The following is a 21191-nucleotide window of genomic DNA, read 5'->3' as shown; positions in this document are numbered from 1 at the left end:
GAGTTTAACAATTCAGCCACTGGCCATTAAACCAATTTAAAAATAAACTATCTTACCAACTCAAAACCAACAATTCAGTATATGAAGAAAACCGCTATTCTGGCATCACTCGCAGCTGCGCTGATGCTATCTGCCTTCACGGGCACTTCTCACACCGATCTGAATGCTACAGAAATGGCTGCTCCAGCTAAAGCGCGTACGTTTGCTGTAGAGACCGCTGCCAGCGAAGTGAACTGGAACGCCAAAAAAGTGACCGGCGAGCACTATGGCAAAATTTCCATGAAGAGTGGACAGCTGCAGGTGGACAAGAACCGCGTGACAGGTGGCACTTTCGAGTTTGACATGAGCTCGATCACAGTGGAGGACATCAAAGATGCCGGCATGAACGGCAAACTGGTTGGTCACCTGAAGTCAGATGACTTCTTCGGCGTGGATAAGCACCCAGGCGCTAGTTTTGTGATCACGGAGGCAACCCCGATTGCGAAAGCCGCTGCCGGAAAGCCTAACTACAACGTGAAAGGTAACCTGACCATCAAAGGCATTACCAACCCGGTAAGCTTCCCGGCCACCATTACCGTGAAGGACGGCGTTGCCACTGCCAAGGCTGATGTGACGGTAGACCGCACCAAATACGACATCCGCTACCGCTCCAGCAACTTCTTCGAGAACCTGGGCGATAAAGCGATCTACGATGAGTTCACAGTAAGCTTTAACGTGAAGGCCAAGCAGACGAATAGCTAAGGTATAGCTGAGATAACTTTCCAAAAAGCCCTCCTCTAAAAATAGGGGAGGGCTTTTTGTTTGTCAGAATCAGGATTTACAAGATTAAAGGATTAACAGGATTATGAAAATTGAGTGTACACATCTCCAATCCTGATAATTTTAAACTACTTAAATCCTGATTCAGACAATTTACCCATGCACGATTCGGACAAGTGACGACCTGTCCTTACAATTTTTTTATTTTCAACAATCAACAGTCTAACAATTTTCTTGAACTATGTTTGTACAATAAATGTATATACATTAGATTTGCATCTCAAATTAGAAAACTATCATTATCTAAATCAGAATTACATGAAAAAGACAGCAATCCTTGCTTCTATGGCTGCAGCGCTTTTATTCACTGCCTGTGCTGACAGCAACACTGCAACTGAGAACACAACTGCCGTAACTACAGAAGCTCCTGCAACAGCAGAGGGCGACGCTTATGCCGTTGATCCGGCTGCCAGCCAGTTGACCTGGAATGGTAAAAAGGTAGGTGGCGAGCATTCTGGTAACATCAGCCTGCAGGGCGGTGAGCTGGTAGTAGCAGATAACCAGGTAGTAGGTGGCGAGTTTACTATCGACATGGCTTCTATCACTAACACCGACATCGAGGATGCTAAATATAACAGTGACCTGGTAGGTCACTTAAAGTCTGACGATTTCTTTGGCGTAGAGCAGCATCCAACTGCTAACTTCAAAATCAACAGCATCAGCCCGATTGCTGACGCCGCTGCTGGTCAGCCAAACTACAACGTAGCAGGCGACCTGACCATCAAAGGCAAAACAAACCCAGTTAGCTTCCCAGCCACGATCACTGTAGAGAATGGTACAGCTACAGCGAAGGCCGATGTGATCGTTGACCGCGCGAAATACGACGTACGCTACGGTTCTAAGAGCTTCTTCGATGACCTGGGTGACAAAGTGATCGACGATAACTTCACCGTTAGCCTGGATATTACGGCAAAACAGTAATTATTATCCATATAGGAAGAATATCCTACCCAAGCCCTCCCTTGTTTTCAGGGGAGGGCTTTTGTTTTTCGCTGGGAACATTACTATTTGTCATCTCGACGATAGGAGAGATCTGAATCATTTCAAAGCCTTTACTATGTTTCAGGTATCTCACTAGCTACGAAATGACAAAAAAGTACTTTCTACCGGTGTTGGGATTCAGGCAAATGACCCATGTACAATTCGGACAGGTCGTGACCTGTCCCTACAGATAAACTTGAAAAATGATTAACTTGTCTGCATCTAAAATCCGATAAACCATGATGCACAGAGCACTCTATACCTTACTATTTACCTTACTGATCGCCATCACTTCCTGTCAGACAGAAAACAAACCGGATGCCCAGCAGATCGTGGATCAAGCCATTGAAGCGCACGGTGGAGATCGTTTTCTGAAAAGTGCGATCAGCTTTAAGTTTAGAGACAGGCAGTACCGCGCTTTGCGTGACGGTGGGGTGTTTGTGTATAGCCGCACCTTTACCGACTCTACTGGGCAACAGGTGCGCGACGTGTGGCGGAACAGTGGCTTTACCCGCACCGTCAACGACGTGGAGGTGGATTTGCCTGAAGAAAAACAAAAGGCTTATACCGCTTCCGTTAACTCTGTTATCTATTTTGCGCTCCTGCCTTATGCGCTTAACGACGAGGCAGTTCGCAAAGAATATCTGGGGAAGGCTACTATTAAAGGAGAGTCCTACCACAAAGTGCGGGTAACCTTTGCGCAGGAAGGTGGTGGGGAAGGCTATCAGGATGTCTACGTCTATTGGTTCCACCAGCAGCGTCACACCATGGATTACCTGGCCTACTCTTTCCAGGAAAACGACGGTGGAACCCGTTTCCGCGAATCCACCAACCCCCGCACCATCGGCGGCATCCTGTTTCAGGATTACATCAACTACACTTTAAAAGAAGACATCCTACTCGAAAACTACGACCAAGCCTTCGAAGCTGGCAAAATGGAGAAGGTATCAGAAGTTGTGCTGGAAGAGATTGAAGTAAATGAAATAGAAGGCTTGTAGGGACAGGTCACGACCTGTCCGAATCGTGCATAAGAATTCCCCTCCTCGGAGGGGTAGGGGTGGGTTGATCGTTCAAAAAAAATAATCACTCATTCACTAACTCACTCATTCACACATCAACAAAATCTTCCACGCCTCCAACACCTGGTGGTCATCCAGTAGCTGTTTTGCTAACCTCTCGAACTCTTCGCGCAGCAACGTTTTGTCGTGGCCGTACTTGTTGAAGGTATAGCTCACCAGTGGATCTGCTTTAAAAGCCTCTACTTCCTCAGTCGTAGGGATAACTTCCGTATTGCCCAAGCGAGCCAAATGATTGCCGGACAGGATACTGCTGTTGCGGATGTGTTCTGGCAGCTGGTCTACGCCCACCCCCTTGTTACGCACCGGTTTGGGCAGCTCAAAAATACAATCGCCGTTTGCCCGCAGGTAATAGTCGCCGCCCATACGAGCAACGGCATCTAATTTGTAAGGGTCGATCTTACCTTCCTCGTCCAGAATGTTTTCGCTTACATGGATCAGGAGCACTTCACAGATCACCAGGTTGCCCGCGCCGCCTTCGGGTCCAAGGCTGATCACTTCGTTCACCCTGCACTCTAGGGCCACAGGCGCTTCCTTTACCCGTGGGGCACGCACCATCACAGACGGTTCCGACGTTAACCCTGATTTGATGAATTCATTAACCCCTTTATCATACTCTGTGCTTGCCAGCGACATTTGCTCCACAATGTCATAGTTGCCGATGTTGATCACCACCTCTTTGGTTGTCATTACATTTTCGAGCGTATGCTTGCTGGTGTTGTCACGCACACGTCGGGCAGGGGAGAAAACCACGATCGGTGGCTTGGCGCTGAAAACATTAAAAAAGCTGAAAGGGCTCAGGTTCACATTCCCCTCCTCATCCACCGTACTGGCAAAGGCAATTGGCCGCGGCGCAATAGCTCCTAACAATAAAGCATGCACTTCCGCCGTTTTAGTTTCTTTTGGATTGATGGTTTTCATGGTGTGTTTAGGTTGAATCTGAATTGCAGGGCAATTTACGAAAAGATAAAAATTCTATTATAAGATGCCTGTTCTGTTATTTAGCTAAATTCTCTTTAATTATTTTTCGGGATGTTATTTGAATTCATCAAATTTGCTGCTTGATTACAAAGGTCATCCAACAAATTTATGCTTTTCAACTCGTTTGAGTTCCTCATCTTCTTTCCGACGGTGGTGGCGCTCTTCTTCCTTTTACCGCACCGCTTCCGGTGGCTGCTCCTGCTTGTTGCCAGCTATACCTTCTACATGTTCTGGCGGGTGGATTATGCCATCATCCTGGTCATCTCCACGCTTATTGACTATTTGTGCAGCCTAATGATGGACCGCCACCCGGTAGAGGCCACATCCAAGCGTAAGCCTTGGCTGTGGGTGAGCCTTTTCACCAACCTGGCCACCCTGTTCACCTTCAAGTACTACAACTTCTTTAATACCGCCGCAAAGGACTTGGCCGATGTGCTGGGGGTGAGCTATGCGGCACCTGCCTTTGAACTGCTCCTGCCCATGGGCATCTCCTTCTACACCTTCCAGACTATGAGCTACACAATCGACGTGTACTATGGCAGGCAGAAGGCAGAAAAGCACTTTGGTATTTTTGCCCTTTTTGTCACCTTCTTCCCTCAACTTGTAGCAGGCCCTATTGAGCGGGCGGGTAATCTGATAGACCAACTAAAAGAAAAGCACGAGTTTAACTATGAAAGAGTGACAAGCGGCCTCAAGCTGATGGCTTGGGGCCTGTTCAAGAAAGTAGTAATTGCTGACCGCTTGGCTGTGATGGTCAACCAAGTCTACAACAACCCCACAGACTATGAGGGTATTCCCCTTATAATCGCCACGGTGTTCTTTGCCTTTCAGATCTACTGTGACTTCTCAGGCTATTCCGATATTGCTATTGGCTCGGCTCAGGTAATGGGATTTAGGCTGATGGAGAACTTCAGAAGGCCCTATTTCTCTAAGTCCATCCGGGAGTTCTGGAGCCGATGGCATATCTCCCTATCTACCTGGTTCAGGGATTACCTCTACATTCCGCTGGGTGGCAACCGCGTGGTGAAATGGCGCTGGTATTACAACATCTTTATTGTATTCCTGGTGAGCGGGTTCTGGCATGGGGCCAACTGGACATTTATAGTATGGGGAGCACTTCATGGCTTCTACCAGATATTCGGGTTCCTTACAGCTAAGCAGCGTGACACAGCTGTAGAGCTTCTGGGGCTCGGCAGAAACAGGATTTTCTATAAGTTCATCCAGGTAGGAACAACTTTTTCCCTAGTCTGCTTGGCGTGGGTATTCTTCAGGGCAAATAATATTTCTGACGCTTGGTACATCACCACGCATATGTTTTCGGGGTTTGGAGAATCGGCAAGGGAGATAATGTTTAATGTTAATGGAGCTTGGATCAAGTATTTATTATTTAATCAACCACCAAACACCATTGCTTTATCACTATTCTTTATCATCATACTGTTGGTGATAGAATATTTTCACAGAAAAGATTTATTAAACTCTGGAGTCAATTCTCTACCTACTATTGCCCGATGGGGCTTTTACTATTTTTTGTTGATTACAATTATCACACTTGGTGTATTTAAGAGCAATGAATTTATATACTTCCAGTTTTAATAGGCTCCGGCTCCCTGTACTGTTTAAATTACTGGTGTTCTTACTTATTCTTTTCCTTATACTTTGGATGATTAAGACTTCATTATACGCAGGGGTCACCAAAGTTAGAAAAGGACAAGTTGCAACTGTAGGAAAAATTATTAGCCATCAGCAAAATCCAGATGTGGCAATTTTTGGGTCATCTGTTGCATGGGTACATTTTAATCCTGAAATAATATCTAATATCACAGGTAGAAGCAGCTATAATTTTGGACTGAATGGTACGCCGCTGACACAGTATCAAGGGCTACTTAAGGAATTTATAGAATATTCAGATTCAGAAGTAATAGTTATTGCGGGTACATTTAGCGAATTCTCTGGCAGAGAGGCAGTTGCTGAAATTTATAGGTTTACTCCTTATCTCGACAATTATTATCTATACGAAGGACTTGAACAGATTGACCCTAATTTACTTTGGAAAATGAAATATGTTCCATTTTACCCTTTAACAACATTAGACTATAATTTTTTTCAGTATGCTGTATATGGGTATTTGGGTAGAATTCATCACGATGACGAAACTGAAGTCAATGGCTTTGTCCCACAGCACAAAATTTGGAGGGACAGCCCGAGAGAAACATCATTAAAAGCGACTATTAGTAATAAAGTGGTGCAGCAGTACAAGGCATTAGTAAGTTTAGCAAATGCAAGAAATAAGAAGGTGGTTCTTGTTCTTCCTCCTATATATTATGAGGGGGTTATGAAAATAGAAAACTTACAGGAGATCAAAGAAGTATTCCAAAGTATTGCAGGAACAGACAACTACTTTTTAGACTATACTAGTAATGAAATCTGCTTAGATAAAAGCCTCTTTTATAATAATACACATCTTAATAGTACCGGTGCGGATATTTTCTCTGAAGATTTTTCCAACAAATTATCCATTATATTAAAACAGTAACCTAATAAGTTATTGGATACTTTATCACTTACTAAACATTTATTGAAAATAATTAATAGAAGAGGCTTGTACTTTAAAACACATACTTTCAATTAGCATTTCAAGCTAAAGTAGCTAATCAATTTCCCCTATCTTTATTACTGTTCATTACATTACTAAGTTGATCTTCTTTTCTTAAACTTCTATGAGCATAAGAGGTAATTTAACGCTAAACGCATTTAAGAAACTGAATAGGCTCAAGTTCAAACTCCCCTTCTCACCCACCGTACAGGCAAAGGCAATTGGCCACGGGGCAACAGCACCTAGCAATAAAGCATCCATTTCGGTCGTTTTAGTTTCTTTCGGATAGATAGTTCTCGTGGTTCGTCCGTTTAAGAAGTAAAAACTGGGAAGCAAGTTACGAAAAAGGAAAAGGCGTTAAGTTCACGCGAAATTGTACCCATGAGGGGATCACAGGAGTGTAAGTCCAGCTATGAACGCACTAAGACAAATACTGCCCCCCCTTAACATTTGTTCACAAATCTGGACTTTCCGACCCTACTTGTCCTCAAAGAGATATTTTTGTATAGGACCTAAATACCTTAAGTTGGGAGGGGTATAATTATCCACATATAATAAATGTTTTCAAAAACATTTTACGTAATTTTGCTTTCTAGCGACAATGTGTTTGTGTTGCTGAGACTTAGTTGTGCCCTTTAGCTTGTTGCATTAGCAAATGCTATTTTACACTATATGAAAATTAAACTAGTACTCTTCCTGAGTCTTCTCTTCTTAGCCTCCTGCAGTTCACTGCGTACCCGTAACATCGTCTATTTTAGTGACCTGGAGCAAAAGCCCCTCCTTACAGAGTCGATAGAAATAAAGCGTCTGACCATCAAGCCGGGTGATTTGCTTACTATTGATGTGCTAACTCCTAATATGGAAACCAATATGCTGTTTAGCCGTGGTATAATCATGGAAGAAGGTACTGGTGGAGGTGGCGGCGGCATAATGCGTCAGATAGGAAATGAAAACCAAGGTTATCTAGTAGATACTCGTGGCTCGATTGATTTTCCTGTAATAGGAAATATGCAGGTGAATGGGCTGACAACTGAACAAGTTCGGGACTCAATCGTGTTGCGGGTAAAAGAATATGTGCAGGAGCCTATCGTTAAAGTGAGATTGCAAAATTTCAGGTTTACCATGATGGGTGAAACAGGACCTTCTGTAATACAAGTGCCTTCAGATAATGAAGAGGTTAACTTGCTGGAAGGTCTTGCGATGGCAGGCGGCATTTCAATTTACGGGAAGATGGAAAATGTGCTGGTGATCAGAGAGCAAAATGGTGAGCGTACCATGGCTCGCTTAAACCTCAATAGCAAGGAAACACTTAACTCGCCTTACTTTTATTTGCAACAGAATGACATTGTGTATGTAGAGCCAGATAAGGCCAAGGTGACAGGTACCAGCTTTATCCGGCGTAACTGGGGCTTCGCTGCAGGCATTGTGTCTTCTGCCTGGGTGCTTTACCAATTGTTAAAATAATATAACACTTCCTTCTATATAATGTCCGAACTCGATTTTCAGGAAGATAATTCTGAGTCTTTAGATATAAAAGGCCTGCTCATGCGGTACCTGCGCTACTGGTACCTGTTTGTGATCGGTGCAGCCTTCGCCCTTACGGCGGCACACCTTTACTTGCGTTATTCCACCCCAGTTTATAGTGTAAAGGCTACTATTCTCATAAAAGATGAAAGTGGCGCCGATCTGGCAAATAGCGGATTATTTGGCGACATGGCTTTGATTAAGGCAAATAAATCCTTTTCAAATGAGGTATTGGTCATCAAATCGAAAGGCTTGATGGAGCGTGTGCTGACCGAATTGGGTATGGAAGTGTCTTATTTTGGTGAAGGAAGAATTAAGTCACCTGAGCTTTACGGGGGTCGAAGCCCTATTAAGGCGGTTATCGCACAGCTTGACTCGGCTGGACTAGGCAAAAGCTTCGTTGTAGAAGTAGAAGACAATAATTCTTTCAGTATTTACGAAGGGGAGAATAAAGTATCTACCCACAAGTTTGGTGAGCAGATTAAGAAAGATTACGGGATTTTTACTATTGTGGCAGATTCGGACATCACCAACGATAGAGGTCGTCGAATACTAGTACGCTTCAATAACCTCGGCAAAATGGCGAATAGCTACAGTAGGCAATTGGCAGTAAAAAGCGTGAACGAGTATGCCACGGTGATGGAGTTGAGTCTGACGGACCCTGTACCTGCCAAAGGCAAAGATATTTTGAATAAGCTGATTGAAGTATACAACCGCGAAACGATCCACGAAAAGAACTTAGCTGTTACGAAGACCATACAGTTTATTGATGACCGTCTGGTATATCTCACTCGGGAGTTGACAGATGTTGAGAAGGATGTTGAGCGTTACATGCAGGATAACAGATTGATAGACCCCGCAGCCAGTGGTGGGATGTATCAAAGTACTGCTCATGAATACAACCAGCAGATCACAGAGAATGAAATAAAGCTCGAAATCTTAAAATCAGTTGAATCTTACCTGCAAAAGGAGGAGAATAAGTATGAACTGGTGCCGACCAGTCTTGATATTGCAGATCCGACCTTAGGCGGACTGATCGCAAACTTCAATGACTTGCAAAACCAGCGTCGGCGCCTGGGTAGATCTGTTACTGAAAGCAATCCTGTGCTTCATAATGTAAACGAGCAACTTGAAATACTTCGCCTGAATATTCTCGAAAATATTCGAAATATAAGGGAGGGATTATTAGTAAAACGGAGGGGTTTACAAGCCATCGCCCGACAATTTGAGTCTCAGGTGCGGCAGGTACCCTCTATGAAGCGTGAACTGACTGATATCAGTCGGCAGCAAGGTATTAAAGAGGGGTTATACCTTTACCTTCTACAAAAACGCGAAGAAGCAGCGCTCTCACAAGCTATAACTCCTTCAAATTCTCGTGTTCTTGATCCGGCCGCATCTAGTGGTAGCCCTATCGAGCCCCAAGCCACAAATATTTATTTGATGGCACTGTTGGCAGGTTTGGCCATACCTTTTGCCGGAATCTTCTTGCGAGATATGCTTAATGATACCGTGCAGGAACTGCGGAATGTCGAGAAAGGTACTTCTACCCCTATTTTAGGTGAAATTGGGCATAATGAGTCTGGTAAGATGCTTGTTATTACGCAGGAAAGCCGTAGTTCCAGTGCCGAACTTTTCAGATTGCTACGAGCTAACCTACAATTTGCAGCAGGAGGAAAGGAAAACAAAGTTATTTTGGTGACATCCAGTATGAGCGGTGAAGGAAAAACTTTCTTTAGCCTCAATCTTGCTGCCAGTTTGGTCATGACAGGAAAGCGCGTTATAGTACTGGGTTTCGATCTTCGTAAGCCAAAGTTGACGCAAGGTGTGAATTTGCCAAATAATATTGGCATCACGAATTATCTGATCTCTGATACAGTTCAGATCGAAGACCTGATTCAGTTCGCGCCTGAAATGCCAGAATTAGCAATCATTGGATCCGGCCCAATACCCCCGAACCCAGCAGAACTAATGATGCTTCCGAAGATAGGGACGCTACTAGATGAGCTAAAAGCAAGCTTTGACTATATCATTCTCGATTCTTCACCCGTTGGGCAAGTTGCAGATACCTTGGCATTAGCCCCCTACATTGACTCTAGCTTATATATTGTTCGGTATAATTACACGCATAAAAAACAGCTGCAAATCATAGATGACCTGTATAAGTCACGTAAGTTAAAACATCCAATGATCGTGCTGAATGATGCTAAAAAGAGTAATAGCTATGGTTATTCCTATGGTTACGGCTATGGGTATGGTAACTATTATGAAGAAGAGTCTAAGGGCTTGGGAAGTAAGTTGAGGAAGTTGGTGAAGGGATAACATCCCACCCCTCCCCTCAAAATATGATAGAGGTGTGTTAAATGAACCGCAATAAATTAAAGCGCATAAAGAAAAACGAATATAAAGAAATGTCAAGTACAGAGATGACAGCTATAGAAAATGCCAAGATTGCCGTAATCGGCTTAGGTTATGTAGGTCTACCACTAGCCGTTGAGTTCGCAAAAAAATTCTCTACTGTCGGATTCGATATAAACGAGGGTCGGGTGCAAGAGCTGAATGATGGGTATGATCGCACATTAGAGATTGAAAATGATTATTTAAAATCGGTTTTAACTTCAAGCTCTAACGGGCAGGCTGGTCTCTACTGTTCCAGTAAGCTGCAAGACATTGAATCCTGTAATTATTACATCGTGACTGTGCCTACCCCGGTGGATAAAAACAACCGTCCCGATCTTACACCGCTCTACAAAGCAAGCGAGACTGTGGGCAAAGTACTGAAGCAAAGTGACATCGTGATATACGAATCTACCGTGTATCCTGGTGTAACAGAGGAAGAATGCGTGCCGGTGCTGGAGCGTATGTCGGGGCTGAAATTCAACGAAGACTTCTTTGCAGGCTACTCTCCTGAGCGCATTAACCCAGGAGATAAAGAACATACTGTTGCTAAAATACTAAAGATCACTTCTGGTTCTACTCCTGAAGCTGCAGAGAAAGTGGACCAACTGTATAGAACAGTGATCACAGCCGGAACGCACAAGGCAGCTTCCATCAAAGTAGCGGAAGCAGCAAAAGTGATTGAAAATGCACAGCGTGATATCAATATTGCCTTCGTGAACGAACTTGCCAAAATATTCAACCGCTTAGGGATTGATACGGACGAGGTATTGGAAGCAGCCGGTACGAAATGGAATTTCCTAAAATTCAAGCCCGGTTTGGTAGGTGGTCACTGTATTGGGGTTGACCCTTATTACCTGGCACAAAAAGCTCAGGAAGCTGGTTACCATCCGGAGATTATCCTAGCGGGTCGCCGTCTGAATGACGGCATGGGCGAGTATGTGGCCCATGAAGTGATAAAGCTAATGGTTAAAAAGGACATTCCTGTAAAAGGAGCTAAAATACTGGTACTCGGCATTACCTTTAAAGAGAACTGCCCGGATGTGCGTAATACTAAAGTAGTAGACATCCTGCGCACTCTCAAAGATTACGATACCAATATCACAATTTACGACCCTTGGGCTGAGCCAGCGGAAGTGAAGCATGAGTATGGTTGGGATTCTGTTAAAGAATTGAATGGTATAACTGATTGTGATGCCATTATCTTGGCAGTTTCCCACAATGAATTTAAACTGCTCGACCTGAATAATCTTTGCAAAGAGAAAGCCATTATTTACGACGTGAAAGGTGTACTCCCAAAAGAGCTTTCCGACGCACGTCTCTAAAATAATAAACAAACCCTCTCCTTAGACAAGGAGGGGCAGGGGTGGTTTGACCCAGTTAAATTAAACCATTTAGATAGTAAATATATGTACAACACTCCCTACCACACGACAGACCTAAGCCAAAATAGCTTCCTCATTACAGGTGGAGCTGGCTTCATCGGTTCTAATATCGCCGAATACTTGCTCAAATACGGTGCAGGGAAGGTTCGTGTACTTGACAATTTCTCTACCGGTTCCAAAGCAAATATTAAAGAGTTCAATAGCAATCCGGCCTTTGAACTAATAGAAGGCGATATCCGAGACCTTGTAACCTGCAAGAGAGCGCTGGAAGGTATAGATTATGTAACGCATCAAGCTGCACTAGGCTCAGTGCCCCGCTCTATCAATGATCCTATTACGAGTAATGAAGTAAATGTAAGCGGTTTTCTGAACATGCTGGTAGCGGCAAGAGATGCACGAGTAAAGAACTTTATCTATGCGGCGAGCTCCAGTACATACGGCGATCATCCAGATCTACCAAAGATAGAGGACAAGATTGGAAATCCACTTTCTCCTTATGCTGTGACTAAGTTTGTAAATGAGCTGTACGCCAGTGTCTTCTCCAGAACCTACAATTTCCATACCATAGGCTTGCGCTACTTCAATGTGTTTGGACCGAAGCAGAATCCGAAAGGACCATATGCAGCAGTGATTCCACTCTTCATCGAGGCAGCGATTGAAAACAAACAGCCTTATATTAATGGGGACGGAGAGACGAGTCGAGACTTTACTTTTGTTGAAAATGCGGTACAAGCAAACATCAAAGCCTTGCTAACTGAAGCTATAGGCAAACATGAGGTGGTAAATATTGCATATGGTGAGCGAACCACCTTGAACCAGTTATGGCAAAGCATAACCGAAACTGCAGGTATAGAATTAGCCCCAGAATATCGGGAAGAACGAAAAGGCGATGTGCGTCACAGTTTGGCAGACATCAGCAAGGCAAGCCAACTAATAGGTTACAATCCTATATTCTCTGTTGTGGAAGGATTAGACATAGCTTTCAACTGGTATAGGCAAAACAGCATTGTAGTACAATAATTCCCCGACTTAGACAATAATGGTCTAGGGGTGGTAGGATAACTACCAAGAGACAAATTTAACAATATGAACCTACTAATCACCGGTGGTGCCGGCTTCATCGGCTCGCATGTAGTGCGACTTTTTGTGGAGTCCTACCCGCACTACAACATTTTCAACCTCGACGCCCTTACATACGCAGGCAACCTGCAGAACTTGGCAGATATTGAGGGCAAGCCCAACTACATTTTTTTGAAGGGTGACATCACAGATGCGGCCTTTCTGGAGCAGATCTTCCGGGAACACAGATTTGACGCGGTGGTGCACTTGGCGGCGGAATCGCATGTGGACCGCTCCATCGCAGGGCCTATGGCCTTCGTTGAGACAAACGTGATGGGCACGGTGAACTTGCTAGAGGCATGCCGCCGCGCCTGGGACGGTGATTATGAGGGAAAGCTCTTCTACCACGTCTCTACCGACGAGGTGTATGGTTCGCTGGGCGCAGAGGGGCTCTTCACAGAAGAGACACCGTATGACCCGCGCTCGCCTTATTCTGCCTCTAAGGCTGCTTCGGACCACTTTGTCCGGGCCTGGCACCACACATACGGTATACCTGTCAAACTCTCGAACTGCTCCAACAACTACGGGCCTAACCACTTCCCTGAGAAATTGATCCCGCTCGCAATTCATAACATCAAGAACTCAAAGCCCGTGCCCGTGTACGGGAAGGGCGAGAACGTTAGGGACTGGCTCTTTGTAAAGGACCACGCCCGGGCCATTGATGCCATTTTCCATAAGGGAAAAGTGGGAGAGACCTATAACGTGGGTGGGGTAAATGAGTGGCGCAACATCGATTTGATCGAGCTACTCTGTGACGTGATGGACGAGAAGTTGGGACGTGGAAAAGGCGAATCCAGGAAGCTGATCACCTTTGTCAAGGACCGCGCCGGCCACGACGCCCGCTACGCCATCGACTCGAGCAAGCTGATGGAGGAGTTGAGTTGGGAACCCTCGGTTACATTTGAGGAGGGGCTACGCAAGACCGTTGACTGGTACCTGGAAAACGGTGCCTGGCTGGAGGAGGTGACAAGCGGCCACTACCAGCGGTACTACGCACAGCAGTACGGAGCAAGATAGGGAAGCAAAAAAAGACAGATGAAAGTAAAAGAGACATACTTAGGGGACTGCCTGCTGTTGGAGCCGATGGTCTTCGGGGATGAGCGAGGCTACTTTTACGAGAGCTTCAACGAGGACCGGTTCAACACCCTGACGGGCCAGGAGACGCACTTTGTGCAGGACAACCAGTCATACTCCACCCGCGGCGTGCTTCGGGGGCTCCATTTCCAGCGCGGTGAGCACGCCCAGGCCAAGCTGGTGCGGGTGCTGAAGGGGGAGGTGCTCGACGTGGCCGTTGACCTGAGGCCGAGGTCAAAGACCTTCGGTGAGCACTTCTCAGTGGTACTCAGCGCTGCAAACAGGCTGCAGCTTTTCATCCCGCGCGGCTTTGCCCACGGCTTTTTGGTGCTGAGCGAGGAAGCTGAGTTCTTCTACAAGTGCGACAACTACTACAATAAAGAGAGCGAGGGCAGCCTCCTCTACAGCGACCCAGACCTAGGCATCGACTGGCGGATTAGTCCATCAGAAATAATCGTCTCAGAGAAAGACAAAGAAAGTGGTTCTTTTGCTGAATTCAAGCGGTCGTTTGCTTAAGTGAATCAGAGAGGACGCTTCTACTCACCAGATTATATAATATTAGTAACATTAAAAGATTAGTTACCTTTGCCTTATTGGCTGTGCCAAAAGACATACTTTTAGTTACACCCGAAAACAAATGAAAGGAATTATCCTGGCCGGAGGCTCCGGCACTCGCCTGCATCCGCTGACACTTGCCGTTAGCAAACAACTAATGCCTGTCTATGACAAGCCCATGATTTACTATCCGCTCTCCACGCTGATGCTGGCGGGGATAAGGGAAGTACTGGTCATTTCAACGCCACACGATTTGCCAATGTTTGAGCGATTACTGGGCGACGGCTCACAGATTGGTTGTCAATTCAGTTATGCTGTGCAGGAGGTACCTAACGGGCTGGCTCAAGCCTTCGTGATCGGCGAGAAGTTTATCGGCTCAGATAAGGTGGCTCTGGTGCTGGGAGACAATATTTTCTACGGGGCTGGCATGAGTAAACTTTTGCAGGTTAACAGTAACCCTGATGGCGGAGTAATTTACGCTTATCATGTGAATGATCCTGAACGTTATGGTGTAGTAGAGTTCGATAGTAATAATAATGCTGTCTCTATTGAAGAGAAACCTGCACAACCAAAATCCAGCTATGCAGTGCCGGGTCTTTACTTTTATGACAATGAAGTAGTAGAAATTGCTAAAAATCTAGAACCGAGCGTCAGAGGAGAATATGAGATCACTGATGTAAATAAAGAGTATCTAAAAAGAGGAAAGCTTAAGGTGGGTATCCTTAATAGGGGTACGGCTTGGCTTGATACTGGTACTATCCAATCACTAATGCAGGCGGCCACCTTTGTGCAGGTGATAGAGGAGCGGCAGGGCCTTAAGATCGGCTGCATCGAGGAAGTAGCGTGGCGCATGGGCTACATCAATAACGAGCAACTCAGGGCAGTTGCTGGGCCTCTGCGCAAGAGTGGTTATGGTGAGTATCTGCTAAGATTACTAAAGGAACAGTAGAATATTATTAATAGTGAGTTTAAAACAAAAAGCTGTTTCAGGCCTTTTCTGGACATTTAGTCAGCAATTCGGAGTACAATTTGTTAACTTTTTAGTTTCTATTGTACTAGCCAGATTATTACTGCCAGCCGACTTTGGTCTGATAGGTATGCTTTCAATTTTTATAAGTGTTGGGTATAGCTTGATTGATAGTGGCTTCACTTCATCATTAATTAGAACAGAAAAACCGAATCAGCAGGATTATTCAACTGTCTTTTTTACCAGCCTGATAGGCAGTGTTGCAATTTATCTTATCCTTTTTATCAGTGCTCCTTATATAGCAGCATTTTATAACCAGCCTGTTCTTCAAAATGTAGTTAGGGTATTTACAATAACCTTTATCATTGAGGCATTTGCAGGTGTGCAACGCGCTAAACTGACTAAGGAAATGAATTTTAAAATGCAAATGACGATTCAGATACCCTCTATTATTCTTAGTGGTATTTTGGGAGTAGTTTTGGCGTATTATGGATATGGAGTATGGAGTTTGGTTTACATGAATGTGTTTCGTTCGTTATTATCAGCTGTGCAGCTATGGGTTCGTAGTGGTTGGCAGCCAAGTTTCTCCTTTAATAAAGAGAGATTCAGACACCACTTTAGCTTCGGCTATAAATTGACCCTCTCCGGTTTATTAGATGCAGCCTTTAGCAATGCATACAATATAATTATTGGTAAATTTTATTCCGCATCCCAATTAGGATTTTATACCAGAGCACAATCTTTACAGCATTTACCAGTAAACAATTTAACATTAGCATTGAATAGAGTGACTTATCCTATGTTTTCTTCTATACAGAACAATGACGTAAAACTGAAGGAAGTATATCGGAGAGTGATGCAGCAAGTGCTATTTTGGCTGGCACCTTTAATGATTTTTCTTGCAATAGTTGCAGTACCTTTGTTTCGCCTTTTGATGGGAGAGAAGTGGTTACCCGCCGTACCCTATTTTCAGATTCTTTGTGCTATTGGCATCATGTATCCATTGCACTCTTATAACTTAAACATCTTAAAAGTAAAAGGGAGAAGCGATCTATTTCTAAAGCTTGAAGTTATTAAAAAAATTATTACAGTTATCGGGATAGCTTGTGCATTACCTTTTGGAATTTATGGATTACTATATTTTCAACTCATTTTTTCTTTTGCTGGCTTTTTTATCAATACCTGGTACAGTAGCAGTATGATTAATTATACTGCTATTGATCAAATCAAAGACGTACTGCCTGGAATACTATTGGCTGTGATAGTAGGCTTTGTAAGTTGGATTATAGACAGCCATTTTATCATGAACACAATTACTTATGATATTGTAAGAATCGCTATTGTGGGTGGATTTTACTTTGCACTCTACCTTGGCATTAGCTTCTTATCAAGTATGCCAGCTATTTTGGATTTTAGACAACTCGTTTTAAAAAAATGATACCTGTAACAAAGCCTTTTCTACCTCCACAAGCGGAATATGAAAAATATTTAAGTGACATTTGGAAGCGTCAGTGGCTTACTAATATGGGACCACTAGCTAATGAACTGGAACTTCAACTCAAAGCTTATCTTAAAGTGCAACATTTACTATTTGTTACGAATGGTACAGTAGCCCTTCAGATGGCCATTAAGGCACTAGACTTAAAAGGGGAGGTCATCACGACTCCTTTCTCTTTTGTAGCTACTACTAGTAGTATCGTCTGGGAGGGATGTGAGCCGGTATTCGTTGATGTTGATGCCGAATCATTAAATATTAATCCTGCAAAAATAGAGGAAGCTATAACAGATAGAACATCTGCAATTTTAGCTACACATGTCTACGGAAATCCTTGTGATGTGGAGGCAATTGAGAGAATTGCTCAAAAGCATAAGCTAAAAGTGATTTATGATGGAGCACATAGTTTTGGTGTACAGATAAACGGGAAATCTATCTTTGAATATGGTGATATTTCAGTATGCAGCCTGCATGCAACTAAGTTATATCATTCTGGAGAAGGCGGATTGGTGATAACCAAAGATCCTGAGTTGCTCAAGAAATTAGCTTACATAAGGAATTTTGGTTTCAATGGACCTGAAGCGTTTGCAGAGTTGGGAATAAATGGTAAAAACTCAGAGTTACATGCTGCAATGGGTTTGGTAAATCTTAAATACATTGACAAGATAATAGAGAAAAGAAAGATTCTTACGGATCAGTATTTACTTAAACTGGAAGGTTTTAAAGCTTCTGTGCCATTGTGGAATAAAAAGGGAAGTAAGAACTTCGCTTACTTTCCTTTAATCGTTGAAAGCGAAGAATTCTTGTTGAAGTGTATGAATTTTTTACAGTCCCATGAAGTATTTGTTCGCAGGTATTTCTATCCTTCTTTAGCGACCTCTTTGCCTTACCTAAAGCCAGAAGTAATGCCTGTGACCGATAATGTAGCGAAAAGAGCTCTGTGCCTACCACTCTATAATGATTTATCTGTTGAAGAAGTTGATATGATTTGCAGGTTATTATTAAGAGTTCAGAACAACTAGAATATGAAACTAGCCATAATGCAGCCATACTTTTTTCCGTATATAGGCTACTTTCAGCTAATCAATAGTGTAGATAAATTCATTGTGTATGACGATGTTACATTTATAAAACAGGGGTGGATAAATAGAAACAATATACTGCTGAATAGGAAGCCGCATCTTTTTACCGTTCCACTTGAGAGTGCCAGCTCTTTTAACTTTATAAAAGATACAAGACTTAATCAAAAGTTTTATAGTACCTGGGCTGAGAAATTTACTAAGACACTGGAGCAAAATTATAAGAGAGCTCCTCTTCTCAACGCTACTATGACTTTAGTAGAGGAAGTACTTAGCACACCGACTGATACAGTATCTGGACTAGCGCTAAAGAGTCTAACACTTATATCTGATTATTTGGGGATCAATACAGAAATAATTCCATCATCAGTGTCTTATGGGAATACCCATCTCAAAGGGCAGGCACGGGTGCTGGATATTTGTAAGCAGGAGCATGCGCTTCATTACATCAATCCTATAGGAGGTCAGGAACTATACTCAAAAGGAGATTTCTTAGAGCACGGGTTAAAGTTAAATTTCATAAAACCAAATGCCTCAACTTACAGACAATTTGACAATGATGAATTTGTTCCTTGGCTCTCAATAATAGACGTGTTAATGTTCAATGATCGTAAGGTGGTAAGGCAAATGCTGGAGGACTATGAGCTCATCTGACGCAATTGGTGGATATTTTGAATTAGAATTACCGGGAGGAAAAGAATTTTATTCTAATCTAACAAAAGTTAATTCAGGTCGGAATGCTCTCGAATATATACTTCTAGCTCAAGGATACAAAAAAGTGTATGTGCCTTATTTTACGTGTGATGTGGTGCTCGAGCCTTTTCATAAGCACGAAATAAGCTATGAGTTCTATCACATCGATAAACAACTGGAGATTCAAGATATTCCATTATTAGGAAACGACGAAGCAGTTTTATATACTAATTATTTCGGTCTTAAGAGTAGTTATGTGCATGAGCTTAGTAGCCGCGTGCCAAGATTAATTATTGATAATGCACAAGCGTTTTATAGTTCTCCATTGAAAGGAGTTGATACATTTTATTCTCCCAGAAAATTTTTTGGCCTGCCAGACGGGGGATATGTCTCTACTGCAGCTTCGTTGGACTTAGTACTACAAAAAGACCGCTCTGCAAAGAGATGCTCGCACTTGCTGCTGCGCTTAGACGAAGGGGCTGAGGCCGGTTTCAACGATTATAGAGAAAATGACAAAAGCTTGTCTAATTTGCCTATCATGCAAATGTCAAGTCTTACTCAAAGCCTTTTGGAAGGAATTGAATATGACTTTATAAGAGGAAGAAGAACTGAAAATTTCATGCTGTTGCATGAGCGGCTTAAAAGCTTTAACCAACTTGAATGGATAGACGGGGCAATTATTGATGGCCCAATGGTATACCCCTTTTATGATAGTAGTGGCGGATTACGTCAATGGTTGATAGGAAAGAAAATATTTACAGCAACGCATTGGCCCAATGTACTTATCGACAATGAAGAGGACTCATTGGAGTATAGGCTTGCAGTTAATGTTGTCAATTTACCTATTGATCAAAGATACGGCAAAGACTCTATAGGTCGAATCATAAATTATGTACTAGAATATTATGGAATTCAGAATTAATTTCCGACCTCTAAGATTAGAGGATGCCAGTTTCATTAACAAACTTCGACAAGAAGAGGATATGGAGCAGCTTATAGGAGGAGCCAAGCGGCCTGTTGCCTATGAACGCGATTTGAAATGGGTAGAGCAACTAATTTTAGGCGACAGCCAAATAAGCATTTATTTTGCTATTACTCCCTCAGGCAGCGATGAAATTGTTGGTTACACCTCAATTTCGGAGATCGATTATCGTAACGGCACTTGCTTTTGGAGCGGTATCAAAATAGATGCTACAAAGGCCGGCAAAGGATGGGGATCTGAAGTTGCTTTGAAAATCCTTAAATTTGTCTTTGAGGAACTTAGGATGGAGCGCTGTAAGGCAGAATGTCTGGAACATCATGAAGTTGCCCTGAAGATGATGCTTAAAGTAGGTTACAAACAGGAAGGGTTGATGAGAAATACTGTTTACAAAAATGGTATTCATAATAACCAATGGCTGTTGAGTGTTATTAGGGAAGAGTATTTGGAATTGAAGCAAAGATTCAGTCTATGAAACAATCTATTACTAACGTTAGAATAATAGGAACTGGATCTTATTTGCCAGAGACGGTTATAACAAACAAGGATTTAGAAGCCCGGGCAAATACTGCAGATGCGTGGGTCTATGAAAAATTAGGAATCAGAGAAAGAAGGATAGTAACCAATGAACTTACCAGTGACCTTGCTGCTAAAGCGGCTCTAAACGCTCTGAAGTCAGCCAACCTTTCCGCAGATGAAATAGATTTGATAATTGTTGCGACCTCAACACCTGATCGGTTAGCTCCGTCAACCGCATGTATTGTGCAGGATAAAATTAAAGCCTACAAGGCCGTTGCTTTTGACCTGGCAGCGGTATGTTCAGGCTTCCTTTACGCATACTCAACTGCCTCTCAGTTCGTTTCGAATGGAATATACAAAAATGTGCTGGTTATAGGTGCTGATACGTTTTCCAAAATAGTTGATTGGGACAGACGCGATTGTGTATTTTTTGGCGATGGGGCAGGAGCTGTTGTATTGTCCCGTAATGAGGAGAATGATGGGTTTCTGCGGTTCCGCTTATATTCCGATGGCCGTGGTAAATCTAATTTTACCATTCCTGGTGGAGGAGCAGAATATCCCATAAGTCAGGAAAGTCACGATAATCGGAAGCGTTATTTTGAGATGAATGGGTCTGCAGTTTTTGAAACAGCTGTTAGCGTACTCCCTAATACTATTTTGGAAGTTTTAGACGATGCGCAGATGTCAATCAATGATGTTAGTTTATTAGTCCCTCACCAGCCTAGTATACGAATCCTTAAGGAAACAGCTCGGAAGATTGGAATGCCTTTCGACAAAGTGATGATCAATATGGAAAAATATGCAAATACCTCAGGAGGTACTATTCCTATTGTATTAGATGAAACCTATAAATCCGGGAAAATCAAGCCTGGTGATTTTATCTTATTTGCTGCGGTTGGCTCAGGATGGACTTGGGGAGCGGCCTTATTAAAATGGAACTGACAAAAAATATTTA

At 43.2% G+C, this 21191-nt stretch carries 19 protein-coding genes; 18 read left to right on the top strand and 1 reads right to left on the bottom strand.

The window, feature by feature from the left end; translation table 11 throughout:
- The first annotated feature begins 81 nt into the window (after positions 1-81).
- The 3 genes from B0B12_RS16155 (at position 82) to B0B12_RS16145 (ending at position 2798) form a co-directional block, all read left to right on the top strand.
- On the top strand, positions 82-741 hold the full coding sequence (locus B0B12_RS16155) for a YceI family protein (RefSeq protein ID WP_076670982.1): 660 nt from the start codon (positions 82-84) through the stop codon (positions 739-741).
- 336 nt (positions 742-1077) lie between these two features.
- Complete coding sequence (locus B0B12_RS16150) at positions 1078-1740, top strand: YceI family protein (protein ID WP_076670980.1); 663 nt, start codon at positions 1078-1080, stop codon at positions 1738-1740.
- Positions 1741-2039: 299 nt separating this feature from the next.
- Positions 2040-2798 carry a DUF6503 family protein gene (locus B0B12_RS16145; protein WP_076670978.1) on the top strand — a complete coding sequence of 253 codons (759 nt, stop codon included), beginning with the start codon at positions 2040-2042 and terminating at the stop codon, positions 2796-2798.
- Positions 2799-2903: 105 nt separating this feature from the next.
- On the opposite strand, the gene B0B12_RS16140 is transcribed toward B0B12_RS16145, so the two are convergent.
- Positions 2904-3797: a flavin reductase family protein gene (locus B0B12_RS16140; protein WP_076670976.1), complete on the bottom strand. Its 894-nt coding sequence runs from the start codon at positions 3795-3797 to the stop codon at positions 2904-2906.
- A 213-nt stretch (positions 3798-4010) separates the two neighbouring features.
- On the opposite strand from B0B12_RS16140, the gene B0B12_RS16135 reads away from it, so the two are divergent.
- The 15 genes from B0B12_RS16135 to B0B12_RS16065 all read left to right on the top strand — a co-directional run bounded on the left by B0B12_RS16135 (position 4011) and on the right by B0B12_RS16065 (position 21178).
- Positions 4011-5453, top strand: a complete 1443-nt coding sequence (locus B0B12_RS16135) for an MBOAT family O-acyltransferase (protein ID WP_342039373.1) — start codon at positions 4011-4013, stop codon at positions 5451-5453.
- Between the two features lie 67 nt (positions 5454-5520).
- Positions 5521-6393: a hypothetical protein gene (locus tag B0B12_RS16130; protein WP_139337824.1), complete on the top strand. Its 873-nt coding sequence runs from the start codon at positions 5521-5523 to the stop codon at positions 6391-6393.
- 732 nt (positions 6394-7125) lie between these two features.
- Positions 7126-7917, top strand: coding sequence for a polysaccharide biosynthesis/export family protein (locus tag B0B12_RS16125; protein ID WP_076670970.1), 792 nt, complete (start codon positions 7126-7128; stop codon positions 7915-7917).
- Positions 7918-7938: 21 nt separating this feature from the next.
- Complete coding sequence (locus B0B12_RS16120; RefSeq protein ID WP_076670968.1) at positions 7939-10296, top strand: GumC family protein; 2358 nt, start codon at positions 7939-7941, stop codon at positions 10294-10296.
- 89 nt (positions 10297-10385) lie between these two features.
- On the top strand, positions 10386-11696 hold the full coding sequence (locus B0B12_RS16115) for a nucleotide sugar dehydrogenase (protein ID WP_076671334.1): 1311 nt from the start codon (positions 10386-10388) through the stop codon (positions 11694-11696).
- Between the two features lie 84 nt (positions 11697-11780).
- Positions 11781-12776: an SDR family oxidoreductase gene (locus B0B12_RS16110; protein ID WP_076670966.1), complete on the top strand. Its 996-nt coding sequence runs from the start codon at positions 11781-11783 to the stop codon at positions 12774-12776.
- A gap of 66 nt (positions 12777-12842) precedes the next feature.
- On the top strand, positions 12843-13892 hold the full coding sequence (gene rfbB / locus B0B12_RS16105; RefSeq protein WP_076670964.1) for a dTDP-glucose 4,6-dehydratase: 1050 nt from the start codon (positions 12843-12845) through the stop codon (positions 13890-13892).
- Between the two features lie 18 nt (positions 13893-13910).
- A complete protein-coding gene (gene rfbC, locus B0B12_RS16100; RefSeq protein WP_076670962.1) occupies positions 13911-14465 on the top strand; it encodes a dTDP-4-dehydrorhamnose 3,5-epimerase in 555 nt (184 codons plus the stop codon).
- Between the two features lie 121 nt (positions 14466-14586).
- Complete coding sequence (gene rfbA / locus B0B12_RS16095; RefSeq protein WP_076670960.1) at positions 14587-15453, top strand: glucose-1-phosphate thymidylyltransferase RfbA; 867 nt, start codon at positions 14587-14589, stop codon at positions 15451-15453.
- A 13-nt stretch (positions 15454-15466) separates the two neighbouring features.
- Entirely contained in the window at positions 15467-16909 is a 1443-nt protein-coding gene (locus B0B12_RS16090) for a lipopolysaccharide biosynthesis protein (RefSeq protein ID WP_076670958.1), read from the top strand.
- Positions 16906-17988: a DegT/DnrJ/EryC1/StrS family aminotransferase gene (locus B0B12_RS16085; protein WP_076670956.1), complete on the top strand. Its 1083-nt coding sequence runs from the start codon at positions 16906-16908 to the stop codon at positions 17986-17988. Before B0B12_RS16090 ends, B0B12_RS16085 begins: the two co-directional genes overlap by 4 nt.
- 3 nt (positions 17989-17991) lie before the next feature.
- Positions 17992-18699 carry a WbqC family protein gene (locus tag B0B12_RS16080; RefSeq protein WP_076670954.1) on the top strand — a complete coding sequence of 236 codons (708 nt, stop codon included), beginning with the start codon at positions 17992-17994 and terminating at the stop codon, positions 18697-18699.
- The gene (locus B0B12_RS16075) at positions 18686-19660 is read left to right on the top strand and encodes a hypothetical protein (RefSeq protein ID WP_076670952.1); all 975 of its coding nucleotides are present in this window, start codon (positions 18686-18688) and stop codon (positions 19658-19660) included. The genes B0B12_RS16080 and B0B12_RS16075 overlap by 14 nt, the downstream gene beginning before the upstream one ends.
- Positions 19644-20192: a GNAT family N-acetyltransferase gene (locus B0B12_RS16070; RefSeq protein ID WP_076670950.1), complete on the top strand. Its 549-nt coding sequence runs from the start codon at positions 19644-19646 to the stop codon at positions 20190-20192. The genes B0B12_RS16075 and B0B12_RS16070 overlap by 17 nt, the downstream gene beginning before the upstream one ends.
- The gene (locus tag B0B12_RS16065; protein ID WP_170871891.1) at positions 20189-21178 is read left to right on the top strand and encodes a beta-ketoacyl-ACP synthase III; all 990 of its coding nucleotides are present in this window, start codon (positions 20189-20191) and stop codon (positions 21176-21178) included. Before B0B12_RS16070 ends, B0B12_RS16065 begins: the two co-directional genes overlap by 4 nt.
- Positions 21179-21191: the final 13 nt, after the last annotated feature.

Origin of the sequence: Pontibacter indicus (genome assembly GCF_900156345.1) — a bacterium.
GTDB classification, from domain to species: domain Bacteria; phylum Bacteroidota; class Bacteroidia; order Cytophagales; family Hymenobacteraceae; genus Pontibacter; species Pontibacter indicus.
Note: the sequence above shows the minus strand (reverse complement) of the source record. Positions and strands in the feature narration are given on the sequence as shown.